Origin of the sequence: Cellulosimicrobium sp. NPDC057862, assembly GCF_042797035.1 — a bacterium.
In the GTDB taxonomy this organism is placed as follows: Bacteria; Actinomycetota; Actinomycetes; order Actinomycetales; family Cellulomonadaceae; genus Cellulosimicrobium.
The window spans coordinates 76,205-95,193 of the sequence record NZ_JBHVMH010000004.1 but is presented as its reverse complement, the minus strand read 5'-3'; the positions used below and the strand labels follow the sequence as shown (position 1 = coordinate 95,193).

General features: G+C 75.3%; 17 protein-coding genes and 1 tRNA gene. 7 read left to right on the top strand and 11 right to left on the bottom strand.

Going from position 1 to position 18,989, the window contains the following annotated elements; all coding sequences use genetic code 11:
* Positions 1-2 precede the first annotated feature (2 nt).
* The 7 genes from ACFVN3_RS07595 to ACFVN3_RS07565 all read right to left on the bottom strand — a co-directional run bounded on the left by ACFVN3_RS07595 (position 3) and on the right by ACFVN3_RS07565 (position 8,223).
* Positions 3-2,747, bottom strand: coding sequence for a cation-translocating P-type ATPase (locus tag ACFVN3_RS07595; RefSeq protein ID WP_378232162.1), 2,745 nt, complete (start codon positions 2,745-2,747; stop codon positions 3-5).
* A gap of 103 nt (positions 2,748-2,850) precedes the next feature.
* Positions 2,851-3,522, bottom strand: coding sequence for a response regulator (locus tag ACFVN3_RS07590; protein WP_378232160.1), 672 nt, complete (start codon positions 3,520-3,522; stop codon positions 2,851-2,853).
* The gene (locus ACFVN3_RS07585) at positions 3,519-4,955 is read right to left on the bottom strand and encodes a sensor histidine kinase (protein WP_378232159.1); all 1,437 of its coding nucleotides are present in this window, start codon (positions 4,953-4,955) and stop codon (positions 3,519-3,521) included. Before ACFVN3_RS07585 ends, ACFVN3_RS07590 begins: the two co-directional genes overlap by 4 nt.
* Positions 4,956-4,986: 31 nt before the next feature.
* The gene (locus tag ACFVN3_RS07580) at positions 4,987-5,808 is read right to left on the bottom strand and encodes a hypothetical protein (RefSeq protein ID WP_378232158.1); all 822 of its coding nucleotides are present in this window, start codon (positions 5,806-5,808) and stop codon (positions 4,987-4,989) included.
* Position 5,809: 1 nt separating this feature from the next.
* Positions 5,810-6,679, bottom strand: a complete 870-nt coding sequence (locus ACFVN3_RS07575; protein ID WP_378232157.1) for a hypothetical protein — start codon at positions 6,677-6,679, stop codon at positions 5,810-5,812.
* A complete protein-coding gene (locus ACFVN3_RS07570) occupies positions 6,676-7,434 on the bottom strand; it encodes an ABC transporter ATP-binding protein (RefSeq protein WP_378232156.1) in 759 nt (252 codons plus the stop codon). The genes ACFVN3_RS07575 and ACFVN3_RS07570 overlap by 4 nt, the downstream gene beginning before the upstream one ends.
* A gap of 177 nt (positions 7,435-7,611) precedes the next feature.
* Positions 7,612-8,223, bottom strand: coding sequence for a hypothetical protein (locus ACFVN3_RS07565; RefSeq protein WP_378232155.1), 612 nt, complete (start codon positions 8,221-8,223; stop codon positions 7,612-7,614).
* Positions 8,224-8,439: 216 nt separating this feature from the next.
* On the opposite strand from ACFVN3_RS07565, the gene ACFVN3_RS07560 reads away from it, so the two are divergent.
* Both ACFVN3_RS07560 and ACFVN3_RS07555 read left to right on the top strand, forming a co-directional pair.
* The gene (locus ACFVN3_RS07560) at positions 8,440-9,174 is read left to right on the top strand and encodes a hemerythrin domain-containing protein (RefSeq protein WP_378232154.1); all 735 of its coding nucleotides are present in this window, start codon (positions 8,440-8,442) and stop codon (positions 9,172-9,174) included.
* A gap of 39 nt (positions 9,175-9,213) precedes the next feature.
* The gene (locus ACFVN3_RS07555; RefSeq protein ID WP_378232153.1) at positions 9,214-9,660 is read left to right on the top strand and encodes an SRPBCC family protein; all 447 of its coding nucleotides are present in this window, start codon (positions 9,214-9,216) and stop codon (positions 9,658-9,660) included.
* A gap of 22 nt (positions 9,661-9,682) precedes the next feature.
* On the opposite strand, the gene ACFVN3_RS07550 is transcribed toward ACFVN3_RS07555, so the two are convergent.
* Positions 9,683-10,471, bottom strand: a complete 789-nt coding sequence (locus ACFVN3_RS07550; protein ID WP_378232152.1) for an MHYT domain-containing protein — start codon at positions 10,469-10,471, stop codon at positions 9,683-9,685.
* A gap of 148 nt (positions 10,472-10,619) precedes the next feature.
* Between ACFVN3_RS07550 and ACFVN3_RS07545 the strand changes: the two genes are divergently transcribed.
* On the top strand, positions 10,620-11,294 hold the full coding sequence (locus ACFVN3_RS07545; RefSeq protein WP_378232151.1) for a VOC family protein: 675 nt from the start codon (positions 10,620-10,622) through the stop codon (positions 11,292-11,294).
* A gap of 91 nt (positions 11,295-11,385) precedes the next feature.
* On the opposite strand, the gene ACFVN3_RS07540 is transcribed toward ACFVN3_RS07545, so the two are convergent.
* Positions 11,386-11,470: transfer RNA gene (locus tag ACFVN3_RS07540), tRNA-Leu, on the bottom strand.
* Positions 11,471-11,742: 272 nt separating this feature from the next.
* On the opposite strand from ACFVN3_RS07540, the gene ACFVN3_RS07535 reads away from it, so the two are divergent.
* Positions 11,743-12,957: an AI-2E family transporter gene (locus tag ACFVN3_RS07535; protein WP_378232150.1), complete on the top strand. Its 1,215-nt coding sequence runs from the start codon at positions 11,743-11,745 to the stop codon at positions 12,955-12,957.
* 38 nt (positions 12,958-12,995) lie between these two features.
* On the opposite strand, the gene ACFVN3_RS07530 is transcribed toward ACFVN3_RS07535, so the two are convergent.
* Together ACFVN3_RS07530 and ACFVN3_RS07525 are read right to left on the bottom strand one after the other, a co-directional pair.
* The gene (locus tag ACFVN3_RS07530; RefSeq protein ID WP_082379867.1) at positions 12,996-13,298 is read right to left on the bottom strand and encodes a DUF1905 domain-containing protein; all 303 of its coding nucleotides are present in this window, start codon (positions 13,296-13,298) and stop codon (positions 12,996-12,998) included.
* A 77-nt stretch (positions 13,299-13,375) separates the two neighbouring features.
* Positions 13,376-14,710, bottom strand: coding sequence for an APC family permease (locus ACFVN3_RS07525; RefSeq protein ID WP_378232149.1), 1,335 nt, complete (start codon positions 14,708-14,710; stop codon positions 13,376-13,378).
* Between the two features lie 109 nt (positions 14,711-14,819).
* On the opposite strand from ACFVN3_RS07525, the gene ald reads away from it, so the two are divergent.
* From ald to ACFVN3_RS07510, 3 genes are all read left to right on the top strand, one after another.
* A complete protein-coding gene (gene ald / locus ACFVN3_RS07520; RefSeq protein WP_378232148.1) occupies positions 14,820-15,935 on the top strand; it encodes an alanine dehydrogenase in 1,116 nt (371 codons plus the stop codon).
* A 105-nt stretch (positions 15,936-16,040) separates the two neighbouring features.
* Positions 16,041-16,667 (top strand): GNAT family N-acetyltransferase, encoded by a 627-nt coding sequence (locus ACFVN3_RS07515; protein ID WP_378232147.1) that lies wholly within the window; start codon positions 16,041-16,043, stop codon positions 16,665-16,667.
* A 91-nt stretch (positions 16,668-16,758) separates the two neighbouring features.
* Positions 16,759-18,912, top strand: a complete 2,154-nt coding sequence (locus tag ACFVN3_RS07510) for a M3 family metallopeptidase (RefSeq protein WP_378232145.1) — start codon at positions 16,759-16,761, stop codon at positions 18,910-18,912.
* Positions 18,913-18,989: the final 77 nt, after the last annotated feature.

Here is an 18,989-nt window from a genome sequence, read left to right as displayed (position 1 = left end):
CCTCACGCCGCGGCGGGGGAGCCGGCGTCGGCGGGCATGCCCCTGCGCCGGTCCACCTGACGCAGCACGAGCTTGCCGAGCTCGGCGAGCACGAGGAACGCGAGCGCGACGAGCGCGCACACGCCCCACTGTCCGCCGTCGAGGTCAACCGTGCCGAAGATCCGCTGGAGGCCGTCGAGGGTCGTGACGAGGAACGTCAGCCCCAGCGACGCGAGGAGCAGGACGACGAACCGGCCGTTCGCGAGCGTCTCGAACGACAGGATGCTGGCCCGTGGGTCGCGCCACTCCAGCGCGGCGACGACGTGCAGGAGCGACATCGCGGTGAGACCCATCGTCGTGGCGACGGCCAGGTCGGCGTCGGCCTCGCCCCACGCCACGGCGACGAGCGAGCCGACGGCGATGAGGACGCCACCCACGGCGAGCCGCACGCCGAGCCCGCGGCCGATGACCGGCTCGGTCGGCGGCCGCGGCCGCCGGCGCATGAGGCCGGGCGTCGCGGCGTCGAAGCCGAGGCCGATCGCGAGCAGCACGTCGATCGCGAAGTTCACCCAGAGGATCTGCAGCGGCGTGAGCGGCGTGCCGCCCGCGATCGTGAAGATGCCGGCGCCGACGAACGTGAGGATGAACCCGATGAGCACGACCATCTGGAAGCGGATGTACTTCATGAGGTTGTCGTAGAGCCCGCGGCCCCCCTCGACGGCGGCCACGATCGTGGCGAAGTTGTCGTCGGTGAGGATCATCTCGGCGGCGTCCTTGGTCACCTCGGTGCCCGTGATGCCCATCGCGACGCCGATGTCCGCGCGCGTGAGCGCCGGGGCGTCGTTGACGCCGTCGCCGGTCATGGCCACGACGTCGCCCTTGCGCTTGAGCACGTCGACGAGGCGCACCTTGTCCTCGGGCGCGACGCGCGCGACGACACCGATCTCCCCGACCTCCGCCTCGAGCTGGGCGTCGGACATCGCGGCGAACTCGGCGCCCGTCAGCGCGCGGCCCTCGATGCCGAGCTGCCCGGCGATCGCCGCCGCGGTGGTGACGTGGTCGCCCGTGATCATCCGGACGCGGATGCCGGCGTCGCGGCACTCCGCGATGGCGTCGCGGGCCTCTCGCCGCGGCGGGTCGACGATGCCGACGAGCGCGACCAGCTCGAGGTCGCGCACCGCGTCGAGGAGCTCCCCGGAGAGCTCGTCCCGGCCGATGCCCCGCCGCGCGACCGCGAGCACGCGCATGCCCTCGCCCGCGAGGGCGTCGTTCTCGGCCACGACGCGCGCCCGCGAGTCGTCGTCGAGCGGCGCCGTCCCGCCGTCGGCGGTGAGGTAGCGGCTCGACCGGGCGAGCAGCACGTCCGGAGCGCCCTTGACGAAGCACGTCAGCGCACCGTCGAGGTCGTGGAACGTCGCCATGAACTTGTAGGCGGCGTCGAACGGGACCTCCGCGACGCGCGGGTGCTCCGCCCGCGTCTCCTCGACGTCCAGCCCGGCCTTCGCCGCCAGCACCACGACGGCGCCCTCGGTGGGGTCGCCGATGCACTCGCCGTCGCGCACGACGGCGTCGCTCGCGAGCGCCAGGGGCAGCGCGACGGGCTCGAGCGGGACGTCGGTCGAGCCGGCGGCCGCGAGGATGCGGCCGGTCGTCGAGTAGCCCTCGCCGTCGACCGAGAACCGCCGCCCGGCGAGCACCAGCCGGCGTGCCGTCATCTGGTTGAGCGTGAGGGTCCCGGTCTTGTCCGAGCAGATGGCCGACGTCGAGCCGAGCGTCTCGACCGACTTGAGGCGCTTGACGATCGCGCCCTCCTCGGCGAGCCGGCGCGTGCCGAGCGACAGCAGCATCGTCACCACGGCGGGGAGGCCCGTCGGGATCGCGGCGATGGCCAGGCTGATCCCGACGACGAACAGGCTGTCGAAGTCCTCGCCGCGCACCAGGCCCAGGACCACCACGACGACGAGGGCGATCGCCGCCATGACCGTGATGATCACGGTGATGCGGTCGAGCTGGCGCGTGAGCGGCGTCTTGTCCTGCTCGACGCCGCTGAGCATGCCGGAGATGCGGCCCACCTCGGTCGTCATGCCCGTCGCCGTGACGACCATCTCGCCGCGCCCGCGCGTCACCTGCGAGTTCATGTACGCCATGTCCGTGCGGTCGCCGAGCGGCGCGTCGTCCGCCACGACGGTCTCGATGCCCTTGGCGACCGGGGTGCTCTCGCCCGTGAGGCCGGCCTCCTCGATCTCCAGCGACGCCGCGACGAGCAGCCGCCCGTCCGCCGGGATCTTGCTCCCGGCCTCGAACCCGACGACGTCGCCCGGCACCAGCTCCTCCGCGGGCACCTGCTCCTGCCGCCCGTCGCGGCGCACCGTGGCCGTCATGACGAGCATCTGCTGGAGCGCCGCGACGCTCTGGGCGGCCTTGCCCTCCTGGTGCAGGCCCATGAGCGCGTTGAGCACCGTGAGCCCGAGCACGACGACGCCCGTCGTGACGTCGCCGAGCGCGATGATGCTCACGACCGCCGCCCCGACGAGGACGAGCTGCATGAGGTCCCGGTACTGGCGCAGGAACGCCTGCCACGGCTTCTCCTTGCGCTCCTCCGCGAGCGCGTTGGGCCCGTACCGGGCGCGCCGCTCGGCGACCTGCGCCGACGTCAGCCCGACCGCCGGGTCGACGTCGAGAGCCGCGCACACGGCCTCCGTCGACGCGGTGTGCCACGGGCCCGTGGCGGGAGGGACCTGCTGTCGGGGGATCTGCGCAGCCGTCATCGTGGGCTCCTCTCCGGCGCTCGTCACCACGGTCGCAGCGGGCCCCGGGCGGAGCCTCACCCGTCGGGGGTGAACGCTTCGCACCGGCGGTGAGCGGTGCCCCTCAGGAGCGCGACCCGACCAGCCCGCTCTCGTAGGCGACGATCACGGCCTGGACCCGGTCCCGCACCCCGAGCTTGGCGAGGAGGTTGCCCACGTGGGTCTTGACCGTCGTCGAGGACAGCACGAGGCGCTCGGCGATCTCGGCGTTGGACAGGCCCTCGGCCACGCACCGCAGCACGTCGAGCTCGCGGGGCGTGAGCGACCGCAGGCGCGGGTCGACGCCGTCGTCCGCCGACTGCTCCCCGACGGGCAGGTGCGGGGCGAAGAGGTCGAGCATGCGGCGCAGCACCCGGGGCGCGACCACGGAGCTCCCCGCCGCGACGGTGCGGATCGCGTCGACGAGGTCGTGCGGGCGGGCGTTCTTCAGCAGGAAGCCGCTCGCGCCGGAGCGCAGCGCCGCGAACGCGTACTCGTCGACGTCGAACGTGGTCAGCACGAGCACGCGCGTCCCGGGGTGCTCCGCGACGACGCGCCGGGTCGCCTCGATGCCGTCCATGCCGGGCATCCGGACGTCCATCACGACGACGTCGGGAGCGAGCGCCGCGACCTGGTCCAGCGCGACCCGCCCGTCCGACGCCTCGCCGACCACCTCGAGGTCGGGCTCCGACTCGATCACGAGCCGGAAGCCCATGCGCAGGAGCGCCTGGTCGTCCACGAGCAGCACGGTCGTCACGGGACCCCTCCGTCGTCCTCGTCCTCCGGCAGGTCCACCGGAGTGTCCTCCCGCAGGCCCCACGGCAGCACGACGCGCACGGCCCACCCGCCGTCGGCGCGTGGCCCCGCCTCGACGCTGCCGCCGAGCAGGGCCGCGCGCTCGCGCATGCCGAGGATGCCGCGGCCGGTCCCGCCGCCCGCGCCCGGCCGGGTGCCACCGGCGTCGCGGACCTCGACCTCGACGGCGTCCGCGCCGCGCCGCACCTCGACCTGCGCGTCGGGCGTCCCGGGCGCGTGCCGCAGGACGTTGGTCAGCGCCTCCTGCACGACCCGCACCACCGCAAGCCGCAGCGAGGTGTCCTCCGGGAGCGGGACGTCGAGGCCGGTCGCCGTGACGGGGACGCCCGCGGCGCGGAAGCGCGCGACGACGGTCGCGAGGTCGGTCACGGTCGGCTCGGCCGGTCCCTCCGGCGCCTGCGCGCCCTCGTCGATGGGGTCGAGCACGCCGAGCACGCGCTGCATGTCGCTCAGCGCCTCGCGCCCCGTCCGGGAGAGCTCCTGCAGCGCCTCGCGCGAGCGGTCGGGCGCGCGGTCGAGTGCGGCGCCCGCGCCGTCCGACAGGGCGACCATCACCGACACGCTGTGCGCGACGACGTCGTGCATCTCCCGGGCGATGCGGGTGCGCTCGGCCGCACGGGCGAGCGCGGCGCTCTGGTCCCGGTCCCGGGCCATGGCCCGGTAGCGCTCCGCCAGGTCCTCGGCGTGGAGGCGCCGGGAGCGCGCGCCGGAGCCCGTGGCCATGCCGAGGAGCAGGAGAGCGAGCAGGAGGGAGACGGACGCCGACCGGCGGCCGGGGGAGAAGGGCGGCTCGGCGAGGTCCCGCACGGGGTCGCTGCCGGGCGTCACGCCCGAGTTGCTCCAGAGGAGGATCTCGGCGAGGCCGATGTCCTGCCACCACCACATCGCCACCGTCACCACGACGAGCACCGAGCCGCACGTCAGCCACGCCGTGCGCGGCGGGCGGGAGGCCGCGACGGCGTGCACCGCGCACGCGAGGCACACCCCGAGCACCCCCAGCACGCCCGCGGCCGCGAGCGACGCGACCGCCAGCGCCGTGAGCGCGGCCGTGACGACGAGCGGTCGCGAGCGGCGGGCGAGGAGGAGCGCCGCCCCGAGGACGGCCCCGGCGAGCCAGGCCGTGACGACCACCTGGGCGACGGGCTCGTCCGGACGGAACAGGCCGAGGCCGGTGGACCCCTCGACCGTCGCGAGCCCGAGCACCGCGGTGACGAGCCCGAGCGCCACGACCCCGGCGACGAGCGCGGCGTCCGCGGCCCGTGGGTGCTCCTCGACCAGCCGGCCGAGCGGCCCGCGCCGCTGGACGTCCGTCTCGGTGAGCGCGCCGCCGTCGGTCGTCCCGCGCGCGGACGTGGCGACGGACGTCGAGGGCATGGCCCCACTCTTCCATCCGCGCCGGTCCACGTCAGGTGACGTCACGGCGATGCAGGCGGATCCCCGCCGCGACGAGCAGGACGACGGCCCACGCGGCGAGCACGAGCCCGGCCGCCCACGGACCGACGTGCGGTCCCAGCGTCGTCGCGTCGAGGGCGGCGAGCCGCTCGTCGCCCTGGAGGAGCCGCGCCCCGCCGCCCGGGAGGAGGGCGCGCGCCGTGTCGGCGACCCGACCGGGGTTCGTGGCGAGGAGGTGGTCGAGCACGACGACCAGGACCACGCCGGCGACGAGCGCGGCGTCGGGCCGGCGCAGGAGCGCTCCGAGCCCCAGCCCGACGAGCGCGACCCCGGTCTGGTAGAGCACGAAGCCCGCGAGGAGGCGCACCGTCTCCGGGTCCGCGACGTCGAGCACGAGCCCGAGCGCCGCGCGCTGCCCGGCGGTCGCCGCGAGCGACGCCACGAGCGCGACCACGGCCGTGAGCAGGGCGACCGCGGTCGTGACGACCAGCTGCGCCACGAGCACGGGGATCCGGCGCGGCACCGCGACGAAGGTCACGCGAGCCGTGCCCGTGCGGAACTCGCCCGCGCCGGTGGTCGCGCCGAGGACGAGGAACCCGAGCTGGGCGAGCACGTACCCGGCGACGGCCACGGGCGCGCCCGACGCGCCGTCGTCGGGCCGAGCGAACAGGCCGAGCGCCCAGGCGCTCGCGGCCGACGCCGCGACCGTCGCGAGGGCGAGCCAGCCCGTCGCGGGCAGGCTCGTGAGCTTGTCCCACTCCGCCGCGACCACCCGGGGGAGGGTGGCCTGCGGACGGTCCGTGGCGCGGGTGTGCGCGTGCGACGTCGCGGCCACGTCACACCACGTCCCTGGCGCGCAGGCGGAGGGCGGCCAGCGCGAGCGGCACGGCGACCCACGCCGCCAGGACGAGCCCGCCGCCCCAGGCGCCGAGGTCGGGTGCTCCCTCCACCGCTCCCTCTTCCGTGAGCAGGGCACCCGCACCGGCGGGAAGGAACGTGAGGGCCGTGTTCACCGCCGCCTGCGCGGGCGGCACGCCGGCGGACGCCGACGCGGCGAGAGGGTCGCCGGCCAGGTCGGTCGCGAGCACGAGCGCGACGGGAAGCACGAGCACGACGAGAACCGCGACCGTCAGGGCGGGCACCGGCCGCCGGAACAGCGCACCGAGCGCGAGGCCGAGCAGGGCCATGGCGACGAGCAGCAGCACCATCCCCACGAGGACCCGCGGCGTCCCTGCGCTGCCGAGGTCCACGGCGATCCCACGGGCACGCGCCGAGGGGAGCAGGGAGAGCACGGCGGCGCCGACCGCGAGCACCGCCGTGAGCAGCGCGAACGCGGTGGTCGTGAGGGTCTGCGCGGCGAGCACGGGCCAGCGCCGCGGGACGGCGGTGAACGTCGTGCGGAACGCGCCCGTGCTGTGCTCGCCCGTCCCGACGAGGACGCCGAGCACGAGCGGGGGCACCTGCGCGAGCAGGAGGCCCGACGTCAGCGATCCCATCGGGTCGAACCCCGGGTCCACGGACGAGGCCTGGGCCGAGAGGTAGGTCAGCGCGGCCGAGACCGTGACCGTGAGCGCGGCGGCCCACCAGGAGGACCGGAGGCTCGTGAGCTTGGTCCACTCGGAGGCGACGACGCGCGTGAGCGTCGGTCCGGGCGTCGCCGCCCGTGCCGCGGTGTGGCGCGCCAGGGCGGGAGTCGCGGCGGTCATCGGGCGCCGCCCGCCGCGGCACGGCCGGTCTCCCCGGCGGCACGACCCTGGTACTCGACGGCGCCCGCCGTGAGCCGCAGGTACGCGTCCTCGAGCGAGCCCGCGTCCGCGGCGAGCTCCTGGACGGGTGCGTCGGCGAGGAGACGGCCCCGGCCGATGACGACGACCCGGTCGGCGCAGAGCGCGAGCTCGTGCATGAGGTGCGAGGAGAGGAGCACGGTCCGGCCCTCGGCCGCGAGGCCCCGCACGAGCCCCCGCACCCACAGGACGCCTTCGGGGTCGAGGCCGTTGACCGGCTCGTCGAGGATGAGCGTCCCCGGGTCGCCGAGCAGCGCCCCGGCGATGCCGAGCCGCTGGCCCATCCCCAGCGAGAAGGTCCCGGCACGCCGGCCGGCGACGCTCTCGAGCCCGGTCATGCCGATGACCTCGTCGACGCGGGCGCGGCCGATCCCGTGCGTCCGGGCGAGGGCCCGCAGGTGCCGGAACGCCGTGCGCCCCGGGTGCACGGACCGCGCGTCGAGCATGACCCCGACGGCGCGGAGCGGCGCCGGGAGGTCGGCGTACCGGCGGCCGTCGACGGTCGACGTGCCCGACGTCGGGCGCTCGAGGCCGACCACGACGCGCATCGTCGTCGACTTGCCGGCCCCGTTCGGGCCGAGGAAGCCCGTCACGGTGCCGGGCCGCGCCGTGAACGTCAGCCCGTCCACCGCCGTCGTCGGCCCGTAGCGCTTGGTGAGCGCCTCCACCTGGATCATCCGTCCTCCCGTCGTCTCCGGCGTGCCCGGACCTCGGGCGCCGCCGTCGTCGACGCTACGGACGGCTACCGGGGCGGCGGCTCCCGCCGACGGCCGAGATCGGCGCGGGCGTGCCCTCCTCCTCGAGGAGGAGGCCGTCGTGCCGGGGACGGACCGGCGGTGGCCGCGTGCCGGGCGTCACGTCCTGCCCGGGCCGTGCCGCTCCGCCGACCGGTGCGCCACGTCGACGCCGGCCGTCCAGCCCGGGGCGCGACCGCCCCCGGGCGGCTCGTGATCGGTCGGGAGACCGGCGCGCGCCAGCAGCCACGCGACCAGCGAGTTGGAGTTCCACATGGCGCGGGCGCCGGGCGGGCGGCGGCCCCAGGTGAGGGCGGGGACGGCCGGGACCGCGTCCAGGAGCCGGGCGACCGCGGCGGTTCCGGAGGCGACGACGACGGGCGGCCCGACGGCGTGGGCACGGTCCGGGATCACCCCGTGGGGCCAGCAGCGCACCTCGTACCGGAACCAGCGCGACCGGCCCAGCGGTCGCGCGCCGACCGGTCCGGTGGCGACGACGCCACGGTCGGTCGGGGCAGCACCCCACGCGGGGGTCATCTCGACGGTGTACGGGACGCCGCCGAGGCGCGCGTCGAGCGCGGCGTGGAACAACGGGCGGGGGCGACGCCTCTCGGCGAGCGCGCACGCGCGCTCCCACCACGCGCTCGTCCGGCGCACGACACGACCGCCGGCACCGACCGGCAACCAGAGCAGCTCGACCCGGTCGTCGTCGGGGCGCGCGCTCGTGGTCACGCGACGACGCTATAGGCTGAGGGCATGCTTCCGGCGTGAGAGCGCCGGCGGGATCCGATGAGACAGCGGATCGAGAAGCCCCGTCGCTCCACACGGCGGGGCTTCTTGCTACCCGGGTGAATGCGTGGAGCGGGGATTGTCGCTCGGCGGCGGGCGGGCGTAGCGTCGGAGAGCGCCACGACGACACCGGGGTCGACCGATCGGGCGGAGGACGAGATGACCAGCAGGCTGCCTCCCCCCGGACCGCTGCCCGCGGGCCAGCACGCCGGGTGCGACACCTCGGGCATGGTCCTGGTCCACCGGATCTTCCGCTGGCTCTACCGCGAGCTTCCCGCGCTGGTGCGCGAGGTCGTGCCGGGGGACACCGCGCGCTCCGCCGTCGTCGGGCGCTACGCCCACCTCGACTTCTTCGCGCTGCACATGCACCACGAGACCGAGGACCTGGTGCTCTGGGACCGGCTGGAGGCCCGCGCGCCCGCCTGCGCGCTGCACGTCGGGCAGATGCGGGCGCAGCACGCCGAGGTCGCGGTGCACCTCGCGCGGATCGAACCACAGCTCGCACCGTGGGTGGCCACCGCCGACCCCGGGCTCCGCGACGCCTTCGCTACCGACCTCGAGGCGCTGCGGGACCTGTTGTCCGCGCACCTCGGGCAGGAGGAGGGCGACATCCTCCCCGTCGCGGGGGAGGTGATGTCGCAGCAGGAGTGGGACTTCATGGAGGAGCACACGCGCGCGACGCTGATGGCGCACCGCAAGGAGCTCGGCAAGGACGTCATGGCGCTGCAGCTCGGGCTGCTGGTCGCGAGCGTCCCCGAGGCCGAGCGGGAGGACTGGTTCCGGGCGAACGTGCCGGCCCCGGTCCGGGTGCTGTACCTCCTCCTCCTGAAGCGCCGGTACGACAACGCGATGCGGGAGCTCTACCCGGACCGTCCCGTTCCCGCGATGGTCTGACACCGGGTGCCGGGAGGGGGACGGACCGTGTGGCGACGCGTGACGCTCGACGTCCACCTCGACCACCCGCCCTCGCGCGTCTTCCCCTACTTCGCCGACCCCGGCCGGTGGCCGGAGTTCGCGCCCGCCGTCGCCTCCCGTCGGCCGCTGGACGAGGGGGCGCTCCGGGTGGGGAGCCGTTGGGCGGCCGTCGACCGCGTCGGTCCGTTCCGGGTCCGGTTCACCGACGTGCTCGAGGTCGTCGAGCCCGACCGGCGCGTGGTGTGGCACTCCACGGCACCCTGGAACTCCCGCGTCGAGTACGTCACGACGCCTGACGGCGGCGGTACGCGCGTCCGCGCCGACTACCACGGCGACGTGGCCTCCGGGCTCCGGCTGCTCGCGCTGCTCCCGACGCCCGTCCTGGCCGGCATCCTCATGCGGGACTTCACCGGGCTCCGCCGGGTGCTGGAGACGGAGGACCGGGCGCGCCCGCGCCGGCGGTGAGGGCCGGTCCGCCCTCGTGCCCCTACCTGCCGACGGAGACGGTCTCCTGAGACAGGCGGTCCTGGAACGCCGCGTGGCGCAGCCTCTCGCTCTCGGTCCGGGAGCCGACCACGACGAACACCAGCAGCACGACGGATCCGCCACCCCCGACGAGCAGGGCGCCGAGCAGGTCCAGCATCGGTACGCCGTCGTCCGGTGTGCCCGGCAGACCGGTCACCGAGACGCCCCACATGCCGGTGTAGTGCATCCCCGCGACCGCGACCCCCATGACGAGCGCCGACACGGTCATGGACAGCCCGCCCCGCGCGTGCACGCAGAGCCAGAGCGCCGCGGTCGCCGCGACGATCGCGACGACCACCGCCAGGACCACGGAGATCGCGCTGTAGTGCATGGTGCCGTGCAGGCGCATGGCCGCCATGCCCATGTAGTGCATCCCGGCGACACCGAGCCCGGCCAGGGCGCCTCCCGCGACCAGCAGGACGGGCCGGTAGCCGAACATCATCACCAGGTGCAGCCCGATCGACACGACCACCACGGCGACCAGGGCGGACGCGACCGTCAGCGGGACGTCGTAGTGGATCGGCATGCCGGTGACGGTGAACCCGAGCATCGCCACGAAGTGCATCACCCAGATGCCGGTGCCGCCGATGGCGGCGGCGCCGAGCCACAGCCACGCCGACCGCACGTGCCACGGCGCGTCGACACGGGACCGGGACACCGCGGACAGGCCGCAGGCCGAACCGGAGACCGCGGCCGCGTAGGAGATGAGCGGAGTCACGGCTCCGTAGGTGAAGTGATGGACATCAAGCATTGCATACCGCCTCAAAAGCACTAGAAAGGACATGCCACCGTAAAGCGGGACGCCCGATGCCGCATCTCGGGCGGGACGGCCCATCGCTACGCTGGGACCGCGTGGGTCCCGCACCCGGCGGGGCCCGGCGTCCTCGAAGGGGAAGCGCATGGGTGAGACGACGAGCGGGCGGGGCCGGATCTCCGCGGCCGAGTTCCACCGGGCACCGGGCGTGTCCGGCTGGCGCGTCACCGGGACGGGCCCGCAGGCGGTCTTCAGGGCGACGTCGCTCTCCCGCGCCGCGGCCCTGGTCCCGCCGGTCGTCGAGGCGGCGGGACGCACCGGGATCCTGCCCGACGTCGACGTGCGCCCCGAGGCCGTCGTCGTGCGGATCCCGAACCGGGACCCGGCGGGCATCCCCGCGGCCGCGGCGGACTTCGCGGCGACCGTCTCCCGGGCGGCGGCCGAGCTGTCGCTGGCCCCCGACCCGACGCGCGCGCAGTCGGTCGGCCTCTACGTCGCCCAGCACTCCGGTGCCGACGTGCGGCCGTTCTTCCTGGCCGCGCTGGGCTACGACGCGCTCGGCGACACCGACGCCGTCGACCCGCTGCGCTGCGGTCCGCAGCTCGCCTTCAACCCGATCTCCGGCGACTCGCCGGGGCGCGGCCGGACGCACCTCGACGTGTTCGTTCCGGCCGACCGGGCGCGGGCGCGCGTGGACGCGGCGCTCGCCGCCGGAGGCAGGCTCGCCGACGACTCGCACGCGCCCGCCTGGTGGTCGCTCGCGTCGCCCGACAACCACGGGGTGGACATCGCGGCCTGGACCGACACCGAGGACGGCTGACGTCGCTCGGGAACGTGTGCGCGTACGCAAAAGGCCAGGTCAGAAGAACATCTTCTGACCTGGCCTCCGCGGCACCCTGAGTGCCGTGCGGTGTCCGGAGGGGGACTTGAACCCCCACGCCCGATAAAGGGCACTAGCACCTCAAGCTAGCGCGTCTGCCATTCCGCCACCCGGACGAGTGGACCTTCCCGGCGTTTCCGCCGTTCCGGTGCGGGGAAAAACATAGCACGGTTCGGGCGTGGTCCTCACATCGCGGCCGCCCGCCGGCACCAGGGCGACGTGGGACGACGGCTCGACCGCGGCACCCGGCGTGGGGGGGCGACCTGGGGCAGACTGGGCGGATGAGAGCCACGACCGGGCGGAGGCGCGTGTGACGGACGAGCAGAGACCGGCGGCAGCGGTGCCCACCCCGCGACCGGGCTCCGGCTCGGACCGCTCGGCAGCGTCGGTGAAGCATCTCGCGGGAGCGTCGAGCGCGGCACGCAAGGTGGCGGGGGCGCGGCGCAACCCGTCGGTCGTCGGGTACGACGAGTCGGTGCCCGCGTGGTTGCGGACGACGGCGGGCTGGTCGTGGCGCCTGCTCATGATCGTCGCGGCGGTCGCCCTCATCTTCTTCGCGACGGCGCAGGTGCAGCTCGTCTTCGTCGCCGTCTTCCTCGCCCTCGTCATCACCTCGGTCCTGCGGCCCGTCACCGACTTCTACGCGAAGGTCATGCCCCGAGGACTGGCGACAGGGCTGGCGATCCTCTCCGCGCTGCTGTTCATCGCTGGGCTGCTGACGTACGTCATCACCTCGGTCGCGGGCCAGTGGCAGAGCCTCGCGGACCAGTTCAGCAACGGCATCGACCAGATCTTCGAGTTCCTCGAGAACGGCCCGCTGCCGGTGACGATCACCGCGGACGACGTCAACGGCTGGATCGAGAACGGTCGGCAGTGGCTGACCGAGCACGGCGGCGACATCGCGAGCCAGGCGGCCGCGAGCGCCGGCTCGGTCTTCGAGGCGTTCGCCGCGATCGCCCTCGCGATCTTCTGCACCGTGTTCTTCCTCGCCAAGGGCAAGGACATGTGGACGTGGTTCCTCAACCAGCTCCCGTCGCGCTCGCGCGACAGCTGGAAGATCGCGGGCGGCGCGGGCTGGTACACGTTCTCGGGCTACGCGCGCGGGACGGTGATCATCGCCCTGACCGACGGCATCCTCGCGGGCATCTTCCTCGGGATCCTCGGCGTGCCGCTCGCCGCGCCGCTCGCGGTGCTGGTGTTCATCGGCGCGTTCATCCCGATCATCGGCGCGCCGCTCGCGATGATCATCGCGGCGATCGTCGCGCTCGCCGCGAAGGGCCTGTGGATCGCGCTCGTGGTGACGATCGGCATCGCCCTCATCGGGCAGTTCGAGGGCCACGTCCTCCAGCCGCTCGTCATGGGCAAGCAGGTGTCGCTGCACCCGGTCGTCGTGGCGATCGCGGTGACGGCGGGGACGCTGCTCGCGGGGATCCTCGGGGCGGTCGTGTCCGTGCCGCTGGTCGCCGTCGCGTGGTCGGTGTTCTCGCACCTGCGGCACAAGGACCCGCCCATGGAGGAGGACCTGCCGACGGCGAAGGAGATCGCGCTCGGGGACGCCCTGCCCGGGTCGGCGGGCCGCGCGGCCGACGACGCGGGGGCCTGAGTCCCGGACGACCCGGCGGGATCCGGGCGGGGCGGTCCTCACCGGGGGACGGCCGACACCTCCGCGGCGAGCCGGACGGAGACGTGCACGGTGTCCCCGACGCCCTTGCCGGTGGTGGCGCGCACCGACCGGAGGACGGCGAGCAGGTGCGGGCCGCCGTAGGCGACGAGCGAGGCGCGGTACCGCACGTCGTCGACCTCGGCGACCACGGGGACCCGGCCGCGCGTGCCGAACAGGTCGACGGCGTCGTACGGGAGCGCCACGAACGCTCCCGAGCGCGTCCCGGCGGCGATCACGACGGCGTCGAACTCCACCGGGCCCGGGTCGGTCCACGTGGGCATGCCGTCGACCGTAGCGGACGGTGCCGGAACGGGGAACGCCCTCGGCGGGCGAACCTCGGCGCGCCGGCGGGGCGCGCTCAGCGTGCCGTGCGACGGTGGCGCACGACCCCGACGCCGACCGCGGCCAGGGCGAGCAGCGCCGGGGCCACGAGCGACGCGCCGGCGAGGACGAGCAGGACGCCGGTGAGGACGGTCGCGACGGCGGCGAGCCACCAGCCGGCGGTGCGGCGGGGGAGCAGGCGCAGGGCGGCGAGCATCCCCAGCGCGTACACCGCCACCATGCAGCTCGTGTGCACGCGGACGAACGGCTCGAGGTCGAGGCCGGTGGCGACGAGCACGGCGAGGTACGCCGCGCTCAGCACGAGCGTGACCGCGAGCGCGCGGCGGGGTACCCCGGCGCGGCCGGACAGCGCGGCGAGCGGGCGCGGCAGGTCGCCGTCGCGCGCGAGCGCCTGGCCGAGGTTCGCGAAGGCCGCGAGGTAGGCGGTGAGCACGCCCGACGTGACGATCGCCGCCACGACGCCGACGACCACGGGCCCGGCGGCGGGCGCGCCCGTGCGGGCGAGGTCGAGCAGCGCCACCGTGCCGGAGCCGGCCCCGGTCCCGAGGACCCCGACGGTCGTCACCTGGAGCGCGAGGTAGGCGACGCCGACGACGACGAGCGCGACGCCCGTCGCGGCGGGGATCGTGCGGCGCGGGTCGCGGAAGTCGGCCGAGACGTGCGTGCCGACCTCCCAGCCCGCGAACGCCCAGACGAAGAGGCTCACCGCGGAGCCGACGCCGGACCAGCCCTCGCTGAGGAACGGCGTGAACCGCTCGGCGCTCGCGGCGGGCGCTGCCACCGCGACCACGACGACGACGGCGGCGAGCAGCAGGGACGTGAGTCCGAGCTGGACCGCGCCCGCCACGCGGATGCCGAGCCACACGGCGACGGCCGGCACGACGACGAGCGAGACGGCCACCACCGGGACGACGCCGCGGTCCGCGCCGACCACCGCGACGACGTACTCCGCCCCGAGCACCGCCACGACGGGCACGCCGATGCACACGCCCAGATAGAACCAGTAGCCCGTGGCGCGGGCCGCCGTCGGGCCGAGGGCCGTGCGGACCGCGCTCGCGACGCCGCCCCGGTCGGGGTGCCGTGCGGCCAGCGCCGCGAAGGTGCCCGCGAGCGGCACGCTCGCGACGAGCACGAGGGCGACCGCGAGGACGGACGCCGGACCCGCGACGCGCGTGGCCAGACCGGGCAGCGCGAGCACGCCCGTGCCGAGCACGCTCGCCACGTAGAGGGCGCTGCCGCGGGCGAGCCCGAGCGTGCCCGACGGCGCGTGCCCGCGCGGGGGAGCGGTGGTCGCCGTCGCGGCGCGGTCGGGGGCGGCGCGCGGCGTCGCGAGGGGTGTCGTCGGGTCCACGGGCCCCACCCTGGCAGCGAGGCGCTCTGCGGGCGAGCGGCAGAAAAGACGCTCTCCGACAAGATCCTGCCACCCTGCGCGGAGCGGGGTGGTGCGACCACACTGGACCATGAGGATCGGCATACCCACCGAGGTCAAGAACCACGAGGACCGCGTCGCGCTCACCCCCGCCGGCGCCCACCACCTCGTGCGGGCCGGGCACGACGTGCTCGTCCAGTCCGGGGCCGGTGCCGGCTCCCACCTGTCCGACGCGGAGTTCGAGGGCGCGGGCGCGCGGGTCGTGGCGACCGCGGACGAGCTGTGGGGCGAGGCCGAGCTCGTCTGCAAGGTCAAGGAGCCGGTCGCGAGCGAGTACGCGCTCCTGCGCGACGACCTGCTGCTCTTCGCCTACCTCCACCTCGCGGCCGACGACGACTGCACGCGCGCACTGCTCGACGCGGGCACGACGTCGGTCGCGTACGAGACGGCCCAGGCCCCGGACGGGTCGCTGCCGCTGCTGGCGCCGATGAGCGAGGTCGCCGGGCGCATGGCGACCCAGGTCGGCGCCTGGCTCCTCCAGCGGCCCGCGGGCGGTCGCGGCGTCCTGCTCGGCGGCGTGCCCGGCACGCGGCCCGGACGGGTCGTCGTGCTCGGGGGCGGGACCGCGGGGCGCAACGCCGCCGAGGTCGCGGTGGGCATGCGCGCCGAGGTGACCGTGATCGACCTGTCGCTGCCCGTGCTGCGCGCCGTCGACCAGGAGTTCTCCGGCCACGTGCGCACCGTCGTGTCGAGCGCGTACGCGATCGAGCGCGAGGTGCTCGAGGCCGACCTCGTCGTCGGGGCCGTGCTCGTCGCCGGGGCGCGCGCCCCGCGCCTCGTCGCCGACGACCTCGTCGCGCGCATGCGCCCCGGCGCCGTGCTCGTCGACGTCGCCGTCGACCAGGGCGGCTGCTTCGAGGGGTCGCGACCCACCACGCACGACGACCCGACGTTCGCGGTGCACGGCACGACGTTCTACTGCGTCGCCAACATGCCCGGCGCGGTCCCCGTGACGAGCACGCTCGCGCTCACGAGCGCGACGCTGCCCTACCTCGCGGCGCTCGCGGACGGCGGCGTCGACGCCGTGCGCGAGGTCCCCCTCCTGCGGTCGGGGGCGTCCACCCGTCGCGGCGCACTCCTCAACGAGGCGGTCGCCGCCGCGCACGGCCTGCCCTGGACGCCTGCGGAGGACGCCCTGCGCACCTGACGCCGCCCGTGCCCGCGCGGGGTCGGCCGGGGGCGGCGTCGTCGCGGGCGACGGGCGTCGGCATTCCGGGTGACGTCGCGCGGCGGGACGTGCCAGGCTCGGGCGGTGCGCCCCTTCACCCTCGACGACGGCCGCGTCCACCTGTCCGCCCCGACCCCCGACGACGTGGACGAGATCACCGCGGCGTGCCGCGAGCCGGGGATGGCCGAGTGGACCGTCGTCCCCGACCCGTACACGCGCGAGGACGCCGTGAGGTTCGTCGTCGACGAGGTCGTGCCGGGATGGGAGCGCGGCTCGTCGCTCACCTGGACGGTCCGGGCGTCGAGCGGTCCGCCGTTCGTCGCCGGGCACGGCCCTCTGCTGGGGATGGTGGGCATCGGGCTCGACGACGGCTCGCCCGGCGCGCGGTCGGGGGAGATCGGGTACTGGCTCGCCGGCGCGGCGCGGGGGCAGGGGTTCGCGACCGCGGCCGCGGGGCTCGTCGTCGACTGGGCGTTCGACGCCGAGGGCGCCGGCCTCTCCCGACTCGTCTGGCAGGCCTACGTCGACAACTGGCCGTCGCGCCGGCTGGCGTGGCGCCTCGGCTTCCGCGTGGAGGGGACGGTCCGTCGGCAGCTCGTCCAGCGGGGCGAGCGTCGCGACGCGTGGCTCGGCACCCTCCTCCCGGAGGACCCGCGTGCGCCGAACGAGCCGTGGCCGGCGGACGCCCCGCCGTCGGGCCGCACCGCCTGACGGGGCGCGTTGCCCGGGCGCGTGCGCCGCGTCGTCGGACGCTCGCCAATGCGTTTCCGTCGCGCCCGCCCGCGGGGTCAAGATGGGCACCATGACCTCCGAGCCCACGACGCGCACCGACGCGCCCGCGCCCACCTCCGCGCCCGCAGTCACCTCCGCCCTGACCGACCTCGATCCCGCCAACCCGTTCGCCGCGCCCTCCGCGCTGCCGTACGAGCTGCCCGACTACGACGCGATCCGCGAGGAGCACTACCTCCCCGCGCTGCGCGCCGCGACGGCGGCCCAGCGCGCCGCGATCGAGGCGGTCGCGACCGACGACGCGGTCCCGACCGAGGCGACCGTGCTCGCGGCGCTCGAGCGGTCGGGTCGTGACCTCGCGCGCGTGCTCAACGCGTTCTACAACCAGCTCTCGGCCGACGCGACGCCCGGCCTGGAGCAGATCGAGGAGGAGTTCGCGCCCGAGCTCGCGGCGCACCACGACGCGATCTACATGGACGCACGCCTCTACGCGCGCGCCCGCGCGCTCGAGGACGCCGTCGACGCCGGGGAGCAGACCCTCGAGCCCGACGCCGCGTGGCTGCTGCACACGCTCCTGGTCCGCTTCCGCCGCTCCGGCGTCGAGCTCGACGCGGAGCAGCAGGAGCGCCTGCGCGAGCTCAACGGTCGTCTCACCACGCTCGAGGCCGCGTTCGGCCGCAAGCTCCTCGCCGGCGCGAACGCGGCGAGCGTGCTCGTCACCGACCGCACCGAGCTCGACGGTCTCGCCGAGGACGCCGTCGCGGGGGCGGCTGCCGCCGCGGCGTCGCGCGGCCACGAGGGAGCGTGGCTCCTGGAGATGCAGCTCCCCACCCAGCAGGGCGTCCTCGCCTCGCTCGCGCGCCGCGACGTGCGCGAGCGCGTGCAGCAGGCGTCGGAGTCGCGTGGCGCGACCGGCGACGACCACGACACGCGCGAGATCGTCCTGGAGACCGTGCGCCTGCGCGCCGAGCGCGCGCGCCTGCTCGGGTACGAGCACCACGCCGCGTACGTCGCGGAGGACGCGACCGCGAAGACCACCGAGGCCGTCGACGCGATGCTCGCGCGCCTCGCCCCGGCGGCCGTCGCGAACGCGCGGCGCGAGGCCGCCGACCTCGAGGTCGCACTCCGGGCCGACGAGCCGGGCGCCACGCTGCGCGCGTCCGACTGGTCGTTCTACGCCGAGCGCGTGCGCAAGGACCGCTACGCGCTCGACGACGCGCTCCTGCGCCCGTACCTCGAGCTCGAGCGCGTCGTGCACGACGGCGTCTTCGCGGCCGCGGGCCGGCTCTTCGGCGTCTCGTTCGCCGAGCGCCACGACCTCGTCGGCTACCACCCGGACGTGCGGGTGTTCGAGGTCTTCGACGCCGAGACGCCGGGCGAGCCGGGCCAGGGTCTCGGCCTCTTCCTCGCCGACTGGTACACGCGCGAGGCCAAGCGCGGCGGGGCGTGGATGAACAACCTCGTCGACCAGAACCACCTGCTCGGGCAGAAGCCGGTCGTCGTGAACAACCTCAACATCGTCAAGCCGCCGGCCGGCCAGCCCACGCTGCTCGTGTGGGACGAGGTCATCACGCTGTTCCACGAGTTCGGGCACGCGCTGCACGGCCTGTTCTCCGACGTGCGCTACCCGTCGCAGTCGGGCACGGAGGTCCCGCGCGACTTCGTCGAGTACCCGTCGCAGGTCAACGAGATGTGGGCGTGGGAGCCGTCGATCCTGCGCTCGTACGCGGTGCACCACGTGACGGGCGAGCCGATGCCGGCCGAGTGGGTCGACACCATGCTCGCCTCGCGCCAGTTCAACGAGGGCTTCGGGACGACCGAGTACCTCGCCGCGGCGCTGCTCGACCAGGCCTGGCACCAGGTCGGTCCCGAGGGCGTCCCGTCCTCCGAGGCGGACGTCGTGCCCTTCGAGGCCGCTGCGCTCGACGTGGCGGGCGTCGCGTTCGCGCCGGTCCCGCCGCGCTACCGCACCACGTACTACAACCACGTGTTCGGCGGCGGGTACGCGGCCGGGTACTACTCCTACATCTGGTCCGAGGTGCTCGACGCCGACACCGTCGAGTGGTACCGCGAGAACGGCGGCCTGTCGCGCGAGAACGGCGAGCGCTTCCGCCGCGTCCTGCTCGCGCGCGGCGGCTCGCAGGACCCGCTCCTCTCGTTCCGCGAGCTGCGCGGCCGCGACGCCGACATCGCGCCGCTCCTTGCCCGCCGCGGCCTCGACGCCTGAGGTGTGGGCCCCTCCCGTCGCGAGGTAGAGCCGTGGTAGCGCGAGGTAGCGGTGTGGTGGTGATCACGCCTCTACCT

What these genes read in the sequence shown, in the direction of transcription:
- ACFVN3_RS07595 (WP_378232162.1), bottom strand. Translation starts at nt 2,747, where the DNA reads ATGACGGCTGCGCAGATCCCCCGACAGCAGGTCCCTCCCGCCACGGGC.
- ACFVN3_RS07585 (WP_378232159.1), bottom strand. Translation starts at nt 4,955, where the DNA reads ATGCCCTCGACGTCCGTCGCCACGTCCGCGCGCGGGACGACCGACGGC.
- ACFVN3_RS07575 (WP_378232157.1), bottom strand. Translation starts at nt 6,679, where the DNA reads ATGACCGCCGCGACTCCCGCCCTGGCGCGCCACACCGCGGCACGGGCG.
- ACFVN3_RS07570 (WP_378232156.1), bottom strand. Translation starts at nt 7,434, where the DNA reads ATGATCCAGGTGGAGGCGCTCACCAAGCGCTACGGGCCGACGACGGCG.
- ACFVN3_RS07560 (WP_378232154.1), top strand. Translation starts at nt 8,440, where the DNA reads ATGACCAGCAGGCTGCCTCCCCCCGGACCGCTGCCCGCGGGCCAGCAC.
- ACFVN3_RS07550 (WP_378232152.1), bottom strand. Translation starts at nt 10,471, where the DNA reads ATGCTTGATGTCCATCACTTCACCTACGGAGCCGTGACTCCGCTCATC.
- ACFVN3_RS07545 (WP_378232151.1), top strand. Translation starts at nt 10,620, where the DNA reads ATGGGTGAGACGACGAGCGGGCGGGGCCGGATCTCCGCGGCCGAGTTC.
- ACFVN3_RS07530 (WP_082379867.1), bottom strand. Translation starts at nt 13,298, where the DNA reads ATGCCCACGTGGACCGACCCGGGCCCGGTGGAGTTCGACGCCGTCGTG.
- ald (WP_378232148.1), top strand. Translation starts at nt 14,820, where the DNA reads ATGAGGATCGGCATACCCACCGAGGTCAAGAACCACGAGGACCGCGTC.
- ACFVN3_RS07510 (WP_378232145.1), top strand. Translation starts at nt 16,759, where the DNA reads ATGACCTCCGAGCCCACGACGCGCACCGACGCGCCCGCGCCCACCTCC.